Source organism: Lentzea chajnantorensis, assembly GCF_054300775.1.
In genome coordinates this window covers 1,374,153-1,390,069 of sequence record NZ_JBSDZT010000002.1, presented here as the reverse complement: position 1 = coordinate 1,390,069, position 15,917 = coordinate 1,374,153, and the positions used below count along the sequence as shown (strand labels likewise).

Sequence of the window (15,917 nt, the reverse complement as noted above, 5' to 3'; positions counted from 1 at the left end):
TTCGGTCTTTCTGGTCACGGGAGGTTTCATGCGCCGCCGCCGTTCCCTGGCCAGCCAACTGCTCGTGTGGCAACTCGTAGTGGTCCTGTGCCTGCTGTTCGCGGTGGGCGCGCTGACCGTCGTCCAGACGGGCCGCAACTTCCGCTCCAACGAGGAACGCCGGATGCTCTCCGTCGCGGAGAACGTGGCCGCCACGGACGTCGTGCAGACGCAGATGGGCAACCGCGACCTGCTGGCACCGGCCGCGGAGACCGCGCGGGGCCTCTCCGGCGCCACCTACGTGCTGGTCGTCGACCTCCAGCGGCGCGTCCTCACCTCACCCGACCCCGCCCAGGTCGGGTCCACTCTGGACACCACGACCACCGCGTTCGACGGCAGGGCGTGGGTCGGCACGGCCGGAGGCTCGATCGAGGCGCACGTGCCGGTGTTCGACCCGCAGACCCGCGGGGTCAACGGGATCGTGGTCGCGGGCGTGCGCGAGCCGGGCATCTGGGCGGGCGCCCTCAACCAGCCGGTCGACGCGCTGCGCTACCTGCTGATCGCGCTCGTCATCGGCGTCACCGGGTCGCTGCTGCTGGCCAGGCGGGTGAAGAACCAGACGCTCGGGCTGGAACCGCACGAGATCACCGCGCTGGTCGAGAACCGCGAGGCGTTGCTGCACGGCATCAGGGAGGGCGTGGTCGGCCTCGACGCGCAGGACCGGATCACGCTGGTCAACGACCACGCGCGGGAGCTGCTCGCGTTGCCGGGCGACGCGGTCGGGCGGGCGGTGGAGGAGCTGGAGCTCAACGACCGGCTGCGCGACGTGCTCACCGGGCGGGCCACCGGCGTCGACCAGCTCGTGCTGCGCCAAGGCATCGTGCTCACGTTGAACCGCATGCCGATCGAGGGCGCGGGTGCGGTCGTGACGCTGCGGGACCGCACGGAGCTCCTCGCGCTGCAACACGAGCTGGACGCCTCGCAGCACGCGACGGACACGTTGCGGGCGCAGGCGCACGAGTTCGCCAACCGGCTGCACACCATCGCCGGGCTGATCTCGCTCCAGGAGTACGACGAGGTCACCCACTACATCCACCGGATCAGCTCGGCGCAGGACCAGTGGCGGGCCGAGGTCAGCTCGTCGATCGGCGACCCCGCCGTGGCCGCGCTGCTGATCGCCAAGGCGTCGCTGGCCGCCGAGCGCGGCACGGAGCTGCGGATGGCACCGGACAGCGTGCTGGGCCGCACCGACGAGGCGTTGTCCGCCGATCTGGTGATGGTGCTGGGAAATCTCGTCGACAACGCGTTGGATGCGCTGAGCTCGTTGAACGGCGACCGGAAGTGGATCGAGGTGGGTGTGGTGCAGGTGGACGACGAGGTCCAGGTCGTGGTCCGCGACTCCGGCCCGGGAGTCGCACCGGAGCTGGCCGAGGAGGTGTTCCGGCACGGGTTCACGACCAAGGCGGCATCGCACGGGGAACGCGGCCTCGGGCTCGCGCTGATCCGGCGGGCGTGCCTGCGGCGTGGCGGGTCGGTGAGCGTGTCCGGCTCGGTGTTCACGGCAAGGCTGCCCTGGTGAAGCGGGTGCTGGTCGTCGACGACGACTTCATGGTGGCCAAGGTGCACAGCGGTTACGTCGCGCGCACCGGCGGTTTCGAGGTCGTCGGCGTCGCGCACACGGGCGCGGACGCGTTGCGGCTGGTGGCGACGCTCAAACCGGACCTGGTGCTGCTCGACGTCTACCTGCCGGACATGAGCGGACTCGACGTGCTGAAGTCGTTGCGCGCCAACGAGGACGTCGACGTCATCGTGATCACGGCCGCGACCGACGTGGACACCGTGCGCGGTGCGATGCGCGGCGGTGTGCTGCACTACCTGATCAAGCCGTTCGACTACGACGCGCTGCGCGACCAGCTCGCGCACTTCGCGTCGCTGCACGAGAAGCTCGACCGGCTCGGAACGGCCGGGCAGGCGGACGTGGACCAGGTGTTCGGTGCACGACCGTCGTCGAAACCGTTGCTGCCCAAGGGGTTGACGCCGGAGACCGCGCGGCTCGTGGAGAACGCGCTGAGGGCGCACCCGGAGGGGTTGTCCGCGTCGGAGTGCGCGTCGTCCACGGGGGTCGCGCGGGTGAGCGCGCGGCGGTACCTGGAGCACTTCGTGTCGGCGGGGCGGGCGGAGGTGCGGTTGCGGTACGGCGGAACCGGCCGTCCGGAACGGATCTATGCACTACTCCCAGGAGCCTGAGCGGCCGCGTTTGGTCTGCGCCCGGCGCTTCTTGCCGGCGATGCGGCGTTCCTTCGAGCCCCTGGTGGGCTTGGTCGGCTTGCGCATCGGCGGTGGCGGCGCGGCGGCGGCGCGGAGGACCGCGGCGAGGCGTTCGCGGGCGGCGGCGCGGTTCTGCAGCTGGGCGCGGTGCTCGGAGGCGGCGATCGTGAGGACGCCGTCGACCAGCCGACCGGCCAGGCGGTCGAGCATGCGGCGCTTGAGGTGCTCGGGGATCGTGGGCGAGCCGGCGACGTCGAAGCTGAGCTCCACCCGGCTGTCCGCCGTGTTCACGCCCTGCCCGCCAGGGCCACCCGACCTGGAAAAACGTTCGCGCAACTCGGCCGCCGGGAGCACCAGCGTCCGAGTCACGGTCACGTCGTTCATGCCTCCAGGTTAGAAGGTCAGGCCCGGAAGTGTCGCGATCTTTATCAGCGTCTCGCGGTCGGGCAGCGGCGCCGGCCGGGACGTCGGGGCGTCCAGCTTCGGCGCGCCGGCCACGTTGGTGCGGAACTCACCCACGTTGGCGCTGACGACCTTGACGAACGTGCCGTCCGGCCGGAGCGCCTCCACCTGGTACAGGTGGACGCCGTCCGGCCTGCCCGCGGTGCTGGACCGGACCTTGATGCCGCCGACCTCGCGCAGTTCGCACGGTGCGACCTCAGGCTCGAAGCACGTGCTGATGTCCGTGGCGTTGCCGCGGGTGAGCTCGATCGTCAGCGCGCCGGTGCCCTGGGCGTCGTCCAGCAGCGCCACGGCGCGACGGCTCTTGTCCAGGTCGAAGAACTGCAGCGCACGTCCCGGCACCCCGGGGACGTCCCGCACGGTCACCCCGGCCGGGATCACGTCCGCGGCGCCCAGGACCGCGGTGAGCTGGGCGTTGCGGTCGATCGTGCCGGAGACCGCGCTGCCCGCGCTGTCGCTCGCCGTGAGCTGCGGCCGGAGTGCGACGACCACCCCGCCCAGGCCCGCGACCAGTACGAACACGAGCGCGCCCGCGATGGCGGTGCGGCGGCGGGCGAGCTTCGTCCTGCCCGCCCGGATGACCTCGCTGCGGCGGATGCCCGACTGCGGTTCGTCGACCAGCAGGTCGCGCAACGCGGCGAGTCCCTTGGCCGCCTGGCTCTTCACCGTGCCCTCCGTCCTGCCGAGGATGCGGGCGGTCTCGGTGATGCTCAGGTCCTCCCAGTACCGCAGCACTACGACGGCGCGTTGCCCCGGTGGCAACGCGTCGAGCGCCTGGCGCAGGTCCAGGTCGGCGGTCGACGGTTCCGGTGCCGCGCGTTCGGGCACGGCGTCGACGGACCGCTCGCGCTGGAAGAACCCGCGCCGGGACTCGTCGATCGACGTGCGCACGAGCACCTTGCGCGCGTACGCGTCCACGCTGTCCCTGCGCACCCGCGGCCACGCCACGTAGAGCTTGATCAACGCGTTCTGGACGATGTCCTCGGCACGGTGCCAGTCGCCGCACAGCAGGAACGCCGTGCGGCGCATGACGAGCGCGCGTGCGTCGACGAACTCCCCGAACTCGCGGTCCCGGTCCAAGTGCCCCTCCTCGGTCGCCGCCTAGTACGCGGCGGCGACCCCGGGAGGTTGCCTCGGGAGATCAGAAACGCGGGTGGTCCCCGACGAGCGAGGCGCCGCCCTCTTCCGACCTGGTGACCTCGCCGAGCACCCACGACGGCACGTGGCGCGCGGTCAGCACGGCCAGCGCGCGGTCGACGTCCTCCGGCGCGACGACGGCGACCATGCCGACGCCCATGTTGAACGCCTTCTCCATCTCCTCGCGCTCCACCCGGCCGCGCTGGGCGATGAGCTGGAAGACCGGGGCGGGCGTCCAGGTGCCGCGGTCGAGCTTCGCGTGCAGGCCCTCCGGCAGCACGCGGGCCAGGTTCGCGGCCAGGCCACCACCGGTGACGTGGGAGAACCCGCGGACCTCCGTCTCGGCGATCAGCGCGAGGCAGTCCTTCGCGTAGATCTTGGTCGGCTCCAGCAGCTCCTCGCCGAGGGTGCGGCCGAACTCCTCGACGTGGCCCTCCAGCGGCATGCGGGCGATCTCCAGCAGCACGTGGCGGGCCAGCGAGTAGCCGTTGGAGTGCAGGCCGGACGAGCCCATCGCGATCACGACGTCGCCGTCGCGGACCCGGTCGGGGCCGAGCAGCTTCGACTGCTCGACCACGCCGACGCCGGTGCCGGAGATGTCGTAGTCGTCGTCGCCCATCAGGCCGGGGTGCTCGGCGGTCTCGCCGCCGAGCAGCGCGCAGCCGGCCTGCACGCAGCCCTCGGCGATGCCCTTGACCAGCGCCGCGATCTTGTCCGGCACAACCCGGCCGACCGCGATGTAGTCCTGCACGAACAGCGGCTCCGCGCCGCACACGACCAGGTCGTCCACGATCATGGCGACCAGGTCGATGCCCACGGTGTCGTGCTTGTCGAGCGCCTGCGCGACCGCGATCTTGGTGCCGACGCCGTCCGTGGAGGAGGCGAGGACCGGCTCCTTCCAGCGGTCGAGCTTGAGCTGGAACAGGCCGGCGAACCCGCCGATGCCACCGAGCACCTCGGGCCGGTGCGCCTTGGCCGCCCACGGCTTCAGCTTCTCCACCGCCTCGTCACCTGCGGCGATACTGACTCCGGCTGCGGCGTAGGTGGCCTTGGCGCTGTCGGTCACGTCAACTTCTTCCACTTGTTCTGGAGGCCTCAGGGGCGACGCAGTGCGTCCTCGGCACCATAGCCGTTGGGCAGGACGGGAGCGGCCGAGCCCGCCACGCCCTTGAGGCCCTCCAGCAGGTGCTTGCCGATGAGCGCGTCCGCCGGGAAGCTCGATCGGGTACTCGCCGTCGAAGCACGCCGAGCACAGCCGCGTCTTGGGCTGCTCGGTCGCCGCGACGAGCTGTTCGAGCGACACGTACCCGAGCGAGTCGGCACCGACCGAGCGGCGGATGCCGTCGTCGTCCAGGCCGTTGGCGATCAGCTCGGCCCGCGAGGCGAAGTCGATGCCGTAGAAGCACGGCCACTTCACGGGCGGCGACGCGATCCGCACGTGCACTTCAAGCGCACCGGCCTCGCGCAGCATGCGCACGAGCGCGCGCTGGGTGTTGCCGCGCACGATCGAGTCGTCCACGACGACCAGGCGCTTGCCGCGGATGACGTCGCGCAGCGGGTTCAGCTTGAGCCGGATGCCCAGCTGCCGGATGGTCTGCGACGGCTGGATGAACGTCCGGCCGACATAGGCGTTCTTGACCAGGCCCGAGCCGTACGGGATGCCGCTGGCCTGCGCGTACCCGATCGCGGCCGGCGTGCCGGACTCCGGCACCGGGATCACCAGGTCGGCCTCGACCGGGTGCTCCTTGGCGAGCCGGCGGCCGATCTCGACGCGCGTGGCGTGCACGCTGCGACCGGAGATCGTCGTGTCCGGCCGCGCCAGGTAGACGTACTCGAAGATGCAGCCCTTGGGCTCGGGGTTCCCGAACCGGCTGGACCGCAGCCCGTCGCCGTCGATCGCGATCAGCTCACCCGGCTCGACCTCGCGCACGAAGCTCGCGCCGACGATGTCCAGCGCCGCGGTCTCGCTCGCGACGACCCAGCCGCGCTCCAGCCGGCCGAGGACCAGCGGCCGGACGCCGTGCGGGTCCCGTGCCGCGTACAGCGTGCTCTCGTCGGAGAACACCAGGCAGAACGCACCGCGGACGGTCGGCAGCAGCTCCATGGCCGCCTGCTCGATGCCCTTGTCCGCCGCCGCGTGCGCGAGCAGCGCGGTGAGGATGTCCGAGTCGGTGGTGGCGCCGTTGCGGCTGGTCAGACCCAGCTCCCGCGCCTTCTCCCGCAGCTCGGCGGTGTTCACCAGGTTGCCGTTGTGCCCGAGGCTGAGCCCCGACCCGGCGGCGGTGGTGCGGAACGTCGGCTGCGCGTTCTCCCAGGTCGTGGACCCGGTGGTGGAGTAGCGGCAGTGGCCGACGGCCACGTGGCCCTTCAGCGACTGCAGGACCTGCTCGTCGAAGACCTGGCTGACGAGCCCGAGGTCCTTGAAGACGACCACCTGCGCGCCGTCACCGACCGAGATGCCCGCTGCCTCCTGACCGCGGTGCTGCAGGGCGTAGAGGCCGTAGTAGGTGAGCTTCGAGACGTCCTCGCCAGGAGCCCAGACGCCGAAGACGCCGCACTCCTCACGAGGTTCCTGTTCGGGCTGGGAATGGTCGGCGACCACCGAGTTGGCTCCCTCACGACGGGGCTGGCTGCTACCCGAGTGTATGTGGAGCAGGGGGCTGTTCACCCCCATCGCACCCCCGTTGAGGTGATGAAACTCATGCCTTCCGGCACCCGGCGACCTCGGTTCGCACCGAGTTCGCCGGGACGACACCCCGATCGTGTACTTCCCGGCCGCGCGTCAGGCCTTCCGGCACCCGCTCAGCTCGGTGCCCTTCTGCCAGTCCGCGAACGGGCTGCCCTTCTTCTGGGTGCCCGTGCAGACCACCTCGTCGCCCACGGCCACGTCACCGCTGACGTTGCTCGGCATGAGCGACTTGGGGGTGAGGCCGTCCTGCCACAGCACCCCCTCGGGTGCGTCGCCCACCAGTTCGAGGTCCAGGAACTCGGTGGGGGTCGACCTGTCGATCGAGGCGATCCGGTAGCGCAGCTGGCCCTCCCAGCCGGACGCACCGCACCCGGACAGCAGCAGGCAGCCGAGCAGGACCGCGGTGAGCTCGCGCATCAGTGCCCCCGTCCGACCTGCAGGACGTCCAGCACGGCCCGGTCGCCGGTCATGTCCTGCAGGTTCATCCGGTTCCACAGCCAGAAGTAGACGAGCTCGGCCTCGCCGGTGACCCCGGCGTCACCCTCCTCGCCGGGGGCGGCCGCGCGGACGTCCGGCACCCCGCCCGGCGTGAAGGAGATCAGCCACGACTCGGGCACGTCGGTGGGCCGGACCACGGCGGTGCCGGACAGGACGGCAGGCGAGTCGCCGTCCAGCTTGGCGGCGACGATCGTGGTCAGCACCTCGTCGATGCCGTCGGCGCACAGGTCGGCGTCCGTGCCCACGAGCGTGCGGACGACCGTCTGCGCGTCGAACCGGCGCAGCACCGTCTCGTGCGCGATCCGGCGGTGCCAGACCCACGCGAGGTCGGGGGCGGACGGCGAGAAGGTCCACACCGGGCGGTTGCCCGGCACCGCGGTGAGGATCTCGTTCGCGGCCACGAGCTGGAGGTCGAGGTACTCGAGTGGGGACAGCCCGGTCGGCGCGGGCGGCGGCGCCATCGGGTTGCGGCTGCCGGTGCGCAGGTAGGCGGTGGAGGTCTCGAGGAAGCGCGCGAGGTGGATGACCAGGTCCTGCACGGTCCAGCCGGGCCTGGTCGGCACCTCCGCCGCCGGGTCCGCGTCCGCCACTGCCTTGCGGAACATCTCCGCCTGCTCGATGAACACAGCGGTCCACCGCTGGGCCGTCCACCCTGTCTGCACCATGCGCGTCATCGTGCCCGAAACGGTCTTCGCATGAGTGGGGAACCGGTCATGATGCTCCTGCGTCGCATGGATCGACGACCAACCAGGGGGTGGCGATGTTCGGCGTTGAGCCAGAGCTGCTGCGAACCGCGTCGAAGGAGTTCGGCAACGGCTCCGACGCGGTGCGGGAGGCAGCGGAGATGATCTCGATGCTCCAGCTCGACGCCGGTGCGCTCGGCGAGGTGGACGCGGCCGCCGAGTTCGCGGACGCCCTGTCGCGGTTCGTCGGCACCCACTCGCAGGACCTCCAGCGCGGCTCGGCCTGGTTCACCGACGCCGCCGAGGGCCTGGTGTCGAACGCGGAGGCCTACCAGCGCACGGACGACGACCACGCGTCGTTCCTGACGAAGATCATGAACGGACTGGGGGGCGGCCGGTGAGCTACACCGATCCGGAGGGCCTGTACGGCCGGCTCGCCTCGGGGGACGTCAGCCGCATCGCCGCCGCCGCGGACCCGATCACCGGTGCGATCAGCGCCGTCGGCAGGGCCGGGGAGTCGGTCGTCAACGGCGGCAGGACCGCGGTCAGCAGCTGGGTCGGCGAGAGCGCCGCGAAGTTCACCGCGCGCGCGGAGCTGTCCTCCACCGCCACGAAAGCCGTCCGCGAACGCCTCGGTGCCGGCGTGGACATCGTGCAGGCCGCCTCCCGCGCCTACGGGCAGATGCGCGGCGCCGCCGACCAGGCGATCAGCGTGTGGCGCAGCCGCCCGCCGGGTCTCGACGAGCAGCAGACGCGCCAGCTGGCCAACCAGGTCAACGCCGCACTGGACCGGGTGCGGACCGGCTACGACGCCGTGCTGCGCTCCTACGCGGGTGCGCTCGCCAAGATCCCGCCGGGCTTCGAGGAGTCCGCGCGGACCGACGGCGGCTGGAGCCGGGCGGCCCAGCGCGCGGGCGGTGCGGGTGGACCGCTGCCGCCGGTGCCGCCGCCGGGAACCGACCCGAAGGCGGTCGCCGCCTGGTGGAACTCGCTCAGCGAGGACCAGCGCAAGGCGTTGCGGGACACCAGGTACCAGGAGCTCGGCCAGCTCCGCGGCCTGCCGGCCGACGTGCTCGACGAGGCCAACCGCAAGCGCATCCCCGAGGACCAGGCCCGGTTCAAGCAGCAGCGCGAACAGCTCGGGCAGCAGCTCGCCGACCGCGCGCGGGAGCTCGGCGTCGACCCGAAGTCGGCGGAGGGCCAGCGCGCACTGCGCAACGACCCGCAGGGCTCCCAGCTGATGGCGCAGTACGACGAGGCGGCCCGGCGGGAGAAGAACTCCAACGACGCGGCCAAGGCGTTGACCGACGCCAGGGACCTGGGCAAGGCGAACGGCAAGCAGCCCTACGTCCTCTACTGGAGCCCGGACGGCGCCGGTGCCAAGGAAGGCGCCCTCGCGGTGTCCTACGGCAACCCGGACACCGCGAAGAACCTCGCGGTGTGCGTGCCCGGCACGACGTCGACGCTCACGTCCTTCAGCCAGCACCAGGCCGCGCAGCTCAGCGCGGCGATGGGACCGGACGGCGCCGCGATCCAGTGGCTCGGCTACGACGCGCCGGAGTTCGCGATCGGCCAGGTCAACGACCCGGCGCAGGCCCAGGAGGGCGCGGCGATCCTCGCGAAGGACGTCGAGGGCTACCGCACCACGAACCCCGGCGCCCACGTCACGGTGATCGGCCACAGCTACGGCAGCACCGTCGTCGGCTACTCGGCCATGGACAACGGGCTCAGGGCCGACGACATCGCGTTCGTCGGCTCGCCGGGCGTCGGCGCCTCCACCGTCGACCAGCTCTCCGCCGGCCGCGGCCACGTGTACGTCGGCGGCACCGAGCACGACCCGGTCGTGCAGGCCACCAGCGGTGACTGGTTCACCAAGGACGGCTCGTCCACGGGTCCCTACGACTCGTCGTTCGGCGCCCAGACGTTCGGCACCGCCACGGACGCGAAGGTCGACTACGCGCACTCGGCCTACTTCGACAAGAACTCCGAGTCGCTCGACAACCTCGCGAAGATCGCCACCGGTCGCGGCGACGAGATCAGCTCGCAACGCTGGCAGGACTCGCCCACCCCGGTCGAGGTGCCCGGCTCCGACCTGCCGGTGGCCGGTCCGATCATCGACTGGGGCGTCAACACCGGCAAGGAGGTCGCCGACATGGGCGAGGACCTCTGGAACGGCGGCGGCCGGGTCGTCGAGGACGTGTCGAACGGCAACTGGGGCGGTGCCGCCGGGCACGCCTGGGACACCGCCAAGGAGGTCGGCAGCGACGCCGTCGACGTCGTGGCGGACACCGTGGGCAACGCGGTGGAGCTGGGCCGCGACGTCGTCGAGGGCGGCGTCGGGATCGTGAAGGGCATCGGCAACACGATCGGGTCGTGGTTCTAGACCGGGTCCTGGAACCTCACGACCGGGAGCAGTGCGGACAGGTCGGCTCGGGTGCCGGACGCGGTGACCCGGGCGGTGTCCACCGCGTCGGGCCAGGTCAGGGCGCCGGTGGCCAGTTCGAGCCAGGTGCGGGCGTCGGTCTCGACGACGTTCGGGGGCGTGCCGCGGGTGTGGCGGGGGCCCTCGACGCACTGCACGGCGGCGAACGGCGGGACGCGGACCTCGACGCTGCGGCCGGGTGCCACCTGTTCGAGGGTGCGCAGGCTCAGGCGCACGGCGGCGGCGAGCACGGGGCGTTCCGGCTGGTCGGCGGTGCCGTGCAGCCAGGGCAGGACGGCTTCGACCGCGGCGCGCATCTGCGCGGGGTCGACGGGTTTGGCTGGCACGCGGGCCAGATTAGCGAAGTGCGAGCAGCCGATTTGGTGCTGTTGGTATATCTGGGCGGTGATCAGGAACTTCGCCGTCGTGGGCCCCAGGCCGGCGACGAGGGAGCGGCTGGCGGCGGCGCTGGCGGCCGCGCCGAACCTGTCCGTCTACCGGATCGGCCGGGGCGCCGACCCGTTACCGGTCTCGGCGAGCTTCGACCCGGCCGACCAGTCGGGGTGCCGCAGCCTGCTCGACTGGTTCGAGCGGGGTGCGCCGTCGGGGGCGGTGCTGCTGGTCGACGACTGGGCGCTGTGCGCGGAGATGGACCCGGAGCTCGACCGGACGGTGGAGTGGATCGCGGCCTTCGGTCCAGGGCGGGGCGTGCAGACCGTGGTGACGGCGCGGGACTGGGACACGCTGCCCCGGCGGCTGCGCAGGCACCTGCACGGCGAGGCGACGGACTTCCTGGCGCTGCACGGGGTTTCGGCCGACCTGCACGACAAGTGGCAGCGCAGTGACTTCAAGACCGCTCTCGGCACGGATGAGCACGGCTGGCCCGTGTACCTCGACATCAGCGTGGACGGACACGGCTACAGCGGCACGTACCTCGGCCCGTTCGAACAGCGCTCGCAATGGTTGCAGAGCGCGCTCCTCGGCCTGATGGTCACGCATTCGCCGGCAGACCTGAACATCGCGTTCCTCGACATGCAGGACAACGACGTGTTCGGCGAGCTGCCGAACGCGGGCCACACGACGTTCGAGCTGACCGGCCAGGACGACGACGAGTGGTTCGACCGCTTCACCGCGGGCCTGCACGGCGAGCTCAACCGCCGCCAGGAGCTGATCCACCGGGTTGCCCGGTGCCGCAACAGCCTCGACTACCGGGCCGCACGCGCGGCGGGTGCCGGCCTCGAACCGCTGCCGGACCTGCTGATCTGCGTCGACACCGCGGAGATCCTGATCGAACGCGGCTACCGCAACGTGCTGGAACCGCTGGTCAGGGCCGGGCGCACCCTCGGCATCCGGATGCTGTTCTCCGGCGACGCCTTCCCGCCGCAGCTGGCGCTCCAGCTCCCCGAGTGGCCGCACGCGACCCCCGCGTTCGACCTCGACGAGATGGCCGCGGCACTGCCGCACGTGCTGGTGGGCGGCCCGCCCGCGCACGAGATCGTCCTGGCGCCGCTGCACACCACCGGCGACACGCCCACCCTGGACGTGCTGCCGCCGGGCGCGATCGGCGTGCTCGACCTGCCCTACGAACAACGCCGCGGCGTGCTCGTCCCGTCGTTCACCGACGAGCTGCGGCACGGCGCGATCGTCGGCGGCCCCGGCACCGGCAAGACCACCACGCTGCGCACCCTCGCGACGGTGCTCGGCGACCTCACCGGCTTCCAGCTGCTCGACGGCCCCGGCGAACCCCTCGACCCGGACCGCCACGTCGTCGTGACGGCCCGGACCTGGGACCAGGTGCCGCAGTTCGTCCTCGACAGCCTCGCGTTCGGCGTCGAGCTCCGCCTCGACGACCCGGCCACGTCACTGGTCGGGGCGCGCGAGGCCGGCCGGGTGCCGGACCGGCCGGGCTTCGGCCTGTCCGTGCCCGACCGGCTGCACGTGCAGATCGCGCTGCCGTGACCCACCGCGCCCTCATCGGCCCGCCCCACCTGACCGGACCACGAGCGCTCGCCGACGGCGGGTGGCGGAGGACGGACCCGAGTGCACCGAGCTGCGGCAGCGGACCGGTCGTGACGCGGCACCGCCCGACCGGTCCGGCCCGGGCTCAGCGGCCGCGCAGGCGCCGCTGCGCGTCGTAGAGGTTGCGCGGCACCACGTCCGTCGTGCCGTACAGCTCCAGCCGCGAGTTCAGCGGCCCGGTGAAGTCCGGTTTGTCCACCTGGCCGAAGTCGCGGACCTCGGAGATCGCCACCGTCGCGCTGCACGGGGCGACCTGGTCGATGCGGACGTTGCCGGCGCGCTGGTTGGTCACGGTGACGTTCCAGTGCGCGAACCGGGCGCCGTACAACGGGCCCGCGTCCGCGCTGCCGCCGTGGGCGCCGACGTTGTTGATGGTGATCTCGGTGCGGACGTTGCCGAACGGCAGACCGCGGTGCGTGTCGAACACGTCGTGGTCCATCCTGCCGCGGGTCCAGACGTTGCCGCAGGACAGGCCCTCGACGTTGAGACCGTGGTTGCCCGCCCCCGCCTGGGACGGTTCGGACGGGGCCTCGATCACGAAGCCGTCGGTGAGGTTGTCGTGGGACTGCTCGCGGGTGGCGTAGGCGTGGTGGTGGCCGCGGCCGGAAACACGGGTGTTCAGCAGCGAGATGCCCTTGGCGGACACCAGGAGGAAGCCGTTGTCGACGTCGTGGACGTGCACGTCGTCGGCCCAGCAGTCCCAGGCGCACTGGAACGCCACCCCGTTGTAGCCCTTGTCCTGCAGGTGCTTCGGGGTCGGCACCCGGAACATCTCGATCTTGATGCCCTCGACGCCCGCGCCGGTGACGACGGGTGCCATCGTGGTGAGCCGCGGCTTCCACTCCGGCCGGAGCTCCAGCGGCAACGGCTGCGCGAGCTTGACCCTGTTGCCGCGCACCCATTCCACCCGCACCGGCCACAGGAACGGGAAGTAGGACAACAGCTTCGTCTTGTCGTCCCAGCGGTAGGACGTCGTGCCGGGCACGTCGCCGCACATGTGCCTGGGCAGCGAGTACTCGGAGTCGTCCAGCTGCAACAGCACCCGCTGTCCCGCGCGGATCGACCGTCCATCCGCGACGGTCACGACGAACGCACCGCGCGGCGCGGAGCCGGTGATCCCGGTCAGCACCGAGCCCTGCTCCAGCTCGTTGCCGGTCCAGCCCTCGAACGGCCACCTCTTCGCCTGGATCGCCTCGACCAGCGGCCGGTAGCGGTCGCGGTGGCAGACCCACACCAGGCCGCCCGCCCAGCTCCACGCCGAGTTCTCCGAGCCGTAACGGCTGCGGTTGATGCCGATGATCTGCTCCAGCGACCTGGTGGCGTAGAAGGTCGTCTTCGCACTGCCCGCGCCGCGCAGCACGACGTTGTCGTAGCCGATGCGGATGATGTCGTCGATGCGGTAGCGGCCCGGCGGCACGAGGACGGTGCCACCGCCCAACCGGCCGACGAGCTCGACCGCCCTGTTGATCGCGGGCGCGGCGTCGGCGGAACCGTCGCGGCGTGCGCCGAAGAACAGGACGTTCGCCAGCACCGGGCGGCGGGGCGGGCGTTCGCCGGTGCGGTGGCCTGCGTAGGCGACGTTGGGGAGCTGCGGGTGGTCGTACGGGTTGGCGACGAACTCCTGCCACAGCGACGCGGAGGACTCGGCGGCTGCCGTCCCCGTCAACGCCGGTGTCCCTGCCACCGCAATCCCCGCAGCCACCAGGAACTGCCGTCTGTCGATGTTCATTTCGCCGTCTCCAAGGGGTCTTGGCCACGGCGGCGGTGGTCAGATCAAACCAGAGATCAGTCCGCTGCGGAACGCACTGCTTCCGCGACCAGCTCGTCCACCTGGTGCATCAACCGGCGGGCGTCGGTCGGCGTGAAGGTGCTCCACGGCGGCTGGCCGTTGGTGGAACGGCGTTGCTGCAGGTAACGGCCCTCTTCGGTGTCGAAGAACGAGATCACGCGGTCGGGCCGGCAGCGCTTGCCGTACCTGTCGCGGGCCGCCGCGCCGAAGTTCCCGGTCCGCACGACGCCGGTGAACATCGTGACGAGCGCCTTCGCGTCGTCCTCGCGCAGGCCGATGCCGCGGAACGCGGCCTCCATCGACTTCGGTGAACCGTCGGTCCGCGCGGCCGCCTTCTCGATGTCCGCGCTCGGCAGCGTGACCGAGAGGCCGGTGCCTGCGGGGTGCTGGGGCAGCACCGACAGGACCGCGGCGGCCAGGCCGGAGCCCGCCCACGGCTGGAACGTCAGCTGGTCGTCCCGCAACGTCGCGAGCGCGCCGTGGTCGCCGTTCGCCACGGCGAGGACGCGCAGGCCGTGGCCGAGCCAGAGGCGGCCGTCCGCCTCCCGCTCGGGCTTGGAGAACATCCGCAGCAGGCCGTCCAGCTCGGCCGACAGGCCGCGGGAGTTGCCGAGCCGGCGGTGGTCCAGCTGCTGGTGGACGCGGTTCTCCAGCGCGATGCGCTCGTCCCGCGTCCGACCAGGTGAGGGGACCTTGAGCACGAGCGGCATGGGACCGACGTTCAGCCGCTCCCACACCACGTCGAACTCCTCGGCGGACAGGGTGATCGGCTCCCTCTCCGCCGGACCGCCGAACAGGCTCACTCCGACAGGCCTCCGATGACCGGGGGCGCGATCATGCGGTCGTCGCCGAACACGTCGTCGGTCTCGACCAGGTAGTCGGCCACCTTGTGCTCGATGTCGTCCTCGCCCTCGCCCTTGGCGCCGTGCGCGCCACCGGCGCCCATGCCGGCTCCACCGGCGGCACCGGCCTTGCCCGCGACACCGCCGGGTCCACCGGCAGCGCCCGTGCCACCGGGGCGCAGCGCGTCGGGGCCCATGCCGGGAACGCCGGCCTTCAGGCCGCCCTGACCGGCGCCGACGCCCTGGCCGGAGGCACCGAGCGACCCGGACATCGGGCCGAACGCCTTGCCGCCACCGAGCTGACCACCGCGCACGCCACCGGTGCCACCGGGACCGCTGCGGCCGCCACCGGGACCGCCCGTGGCCGGGCGGGTGAAGACCGGACCGGGCCCCGGCGTCGGGGTCGGCTTCGGCTCGGGCGTCGGCAGGGTCGTCGGCGGGAGGTGGGTCGTGGGGGGCGTCGTGGTCGTCGACGGCGTCGTCCACGACGTGTGCGTGGTGTCACCGGGCGGCGTCCACGTCGGCGTCGGGGAGACCGTGCCGGTGGGCGGCGCGGTCCACGACGGCGTGGTCGTGCCCGTGTTCGTGCCGGTGCCCGTCGGCGAGCTCACGCCCGTCGGGGTGTAGCCGACGTGCTGGTTGTGCGTGCCCGTCTGGCCGGGCGGCGGCGTGTCGATGACGATCTGCGGCGGGTCCGGGAACTCGCCCAGCGTGGAGGAGTTCCACCGGCTGTCGGCCTGGTAGTCCTCCATGACCTTCACGGCCTGGGCGGCGGCGTTGTCGGCGGCCGCCTCCTGGCGCTCGTGGTCGCGCTGCTGGCCGATGACGTGCGCGATGCCGGCCGGACCGGTCAGCGCGCCACCGGCGAAGTCGAGGAAGCCGGGCTTCTCGGCGGTGATCGGGACGACCTCGGGCATCTTCTTGCGCGCCTCGGCGATGAACTCGCCCTGCAGGCGTGCCGAGCTTCTCCATGGTCGTGGCGCCCTGGTTCGCGAACCCGGCCCACTCCGCCAGCGGCGACAGCGCGGCGTTCGCGGCGTCGGCGGCGTCGGACTCCCAGTCCGCGCCCATCTTCGCCAGCGCGGCGTGCAGGTTCTCGTTGATCTCCGCGAGCGAGGCGGCGATCGTC

At 72.0% G+C, this 15,917-nt stretch carries 14 protein-coding genes and 1 pseudogene; 5 read left to right on the top strand and 10 right to left on the bottom strand.

The features are described from left to right. Positions 1-28: 28 nt before the first annotated feature. Complete coding sequence (locus ACVDFE_RS07485; protein WP_458430003.1) at positions 29-1,558, top strand: ATP-binding protein; 1,530 nt, start codon at positions 29-31, stop codon at positions 1,556-1,558. Beyond that, positions 1,555-2,226, top strand: coding sequence for a response regulator (locus tag ACVDFE_RS07480; protein WP_360394425.1), 672 nt, complete (start codon positions 1,555-1,557; stop codon positions 2,224-2,226). Before ACVDFE_RS07485 ends, ACVDFE_RS07480 begins: the two co-directional genes overlap by 4 nt. Here ACVDFE_RS07480 and arfB read toward each other — a convergent pair. From arfB to ACVDFE_RS07450, 6 genes and pseudogenes are all read right to left on the bottom strand, one after another. Then, entirely contained in the window at positions 2,209-2,631 is a 423-nt protein-coding gene (arfB, locus tag ACVDFE_RS07475; RefSeq protein ID WP_458430002.1) for an alternative ribosome rescue aminoacyl-tRNA hydrolase ArfB, read from the bottom strand. The two genes, ACVDFE_RS07480 and arfB, sit on opposite strands and share 18 nt — an antisense overlap. 9 nt (positions 2,632-2,640) lie before the next feature. Further along, positions 2,641-3,789: a SigE family RNA polymerase sigma factor gene (locus ACVDFE_RS07470; RefSeq protein ID WP_458430001.1), complete on the bottom strand. Its 1,149-nt coding sequence runs from the start codon at positions 3,787-3,789 to the stop codon at positions 2,641-2,643. Positions 3,790-3,850: 61 nt separating this feature from the next. Then, a complete protein-coding gene (purM, locus tag ACVDFE_RS07465) occupies positions 3,851-4,927 on the bottom strand; it encodes a phosphoribosylformylglycinamidine cyclo-ligase (RefSeq protein ID WP_458430000.1) in 1,077 nt (358 codons plus the stop codon). Positions 4,928-4,941: 14 nt separating this feature from the next. Further along, positions 4,942-6,520: pseudogene (gene purF, locus ACVDFE_RS07460) on the bottom strand (amidophosphoribosyltransferase). A gap of 108 nt (positions 6,521-6,628) precedes the next feature. After that, positions 6,629-6,952: a hypothetical protein gene (locus ACVDFE_RS07455; RefSeq protein WP_458429999.1), complete on the bottom strand. Its 324-nt coding sequence runs from the start codon at positions 6,950-6,952 to the stop codon at positions 6,629-6,631. After that, on the bottom strand, positions 6,952-7,698 hold the full coding sequence (locus ACVDFE_RS07450; RefSeq protein WP_360394412.1) for a maleylpyruvate isomerase N-terminal domain-containing protein: 747 nt from the start codon (positions 7,696-7,698) through the stop codon (positions 6,952-6,954). Before ACVDFE_RS07450 ends, ACVDFE_RS07455 begins: the two co-directional genes overlap by 1 nt. Positions 7,699-7,793: 95 nt before the next feature. Here ACVDFE_RS07450 and ACVDFE_RS07445 point away from each other — a divergent pair, with 95 nt between their 5' ends. Beyond that, positions 7,794-8,117 (top strand): type VII secretion target, encoded by a 324-nt coding sequence (locus ACVDFE_RS07445; RefSeq protein WP_360394409.1) that lies wholly within the window; start codon positions 7,794-7,796, stop codon positions 8,115-8,117. Further along, positions 8,114-10,099 (top strand): alpha/beta hydrolase, encoded by a 1,986-nt coding sequence (locus ACVDFE_RS07440; protein WP_360394407.1) that lies wholly within the window; start codon positions 8,114-8,116, stop codon positions 10,097-10,099. Before ACVDFE_RS07445 ends, ACVDFE_RS07440 begins: the two co-directional genes overlap by 4 nt. On the opposite strand, the gene ACVDFE_RS07435 is transcribed toward ACVDFE_RS07440, so the two are convergent. Next, a complete protein-coding gene (locus tag ACVDFE_RS07435) occupies positions 10,096-10,455 on the bottom strand; it encodes a sterol carrier family protein (RefSeq protein ID WP_458434289.1) in 360 nt (119 codons plus the stop codon). The genes ACVDFE_RS07440 and ACVDFE_RS07435 overlap by 4 nt on opposite strands. Positions 10,456-10,543: 88 nt before the next feature. Between ACVDFE_RS07435 and ACVDFE_RS07430 the strand changes: the two genes are divergently transcribed. After that, positions 10,544-12,097, top strand: a complete 1,554-nt coding sequence (locus ACVDFE_RS07430; RefSeq protein WP_458429998.1) for a hypothetical protein — start codon at positions 10,544-10,546, stop codon at positions 12,095-12,097. Between the two features lie 145 nt (positions 12,098-12,242). On the opposite strand, the gene ACVDFE_RS07425 is transcribed toward ACVDFE_RS07430, so the two are convergent. From ACVDFE_RS07425 to ACVDFE_RS07415, 3 genes are read right to left on the bottom strand one after another with little or no spacing between them, the layout of a single operon-like run. Further along, the gene (locus ACVDFE_RS07425) at positions 12,243-13,886 is read right to left on the bottom strand and encodes a glycosyl hydrolase family 28-related protein (protein ID WP_458429997.1); all 1,644 of its coding nucleotides are present in this window, start codon (positions 13,884-13,886) and stop codon (positions 12,243-12,245) included. 56 nt (positions 13,887-13,942) lie between these two features. Continuing rightward, positions 13,943-14,749: an ESX secretion-associated protein EspG gene (locus tag ACVDFE_RS07420; protein ID WP_458429996.1), complete on the bottom strand. Its 807-nt coding sequence runs from the start codon at positions 14,747-14,749 to the stop codon at positions 13,943-13,945. Beyond that, a complete protein-coding gene (locus tag ACVDFE_RS07415; RefSeq protein WP_458429995.1) occupies positions 14,746-15,705 on the bottom strand; it encodes a hypothetical protein in 960 nt (319 codons plus the stop codon). Before ACVDFE_RS07415 ends, ACVDFE_RS07420 begins: the two co-directional genes overlap by 4 nt. Positions 15,706-15,917 lie beyond the last annotated feature (212 nt).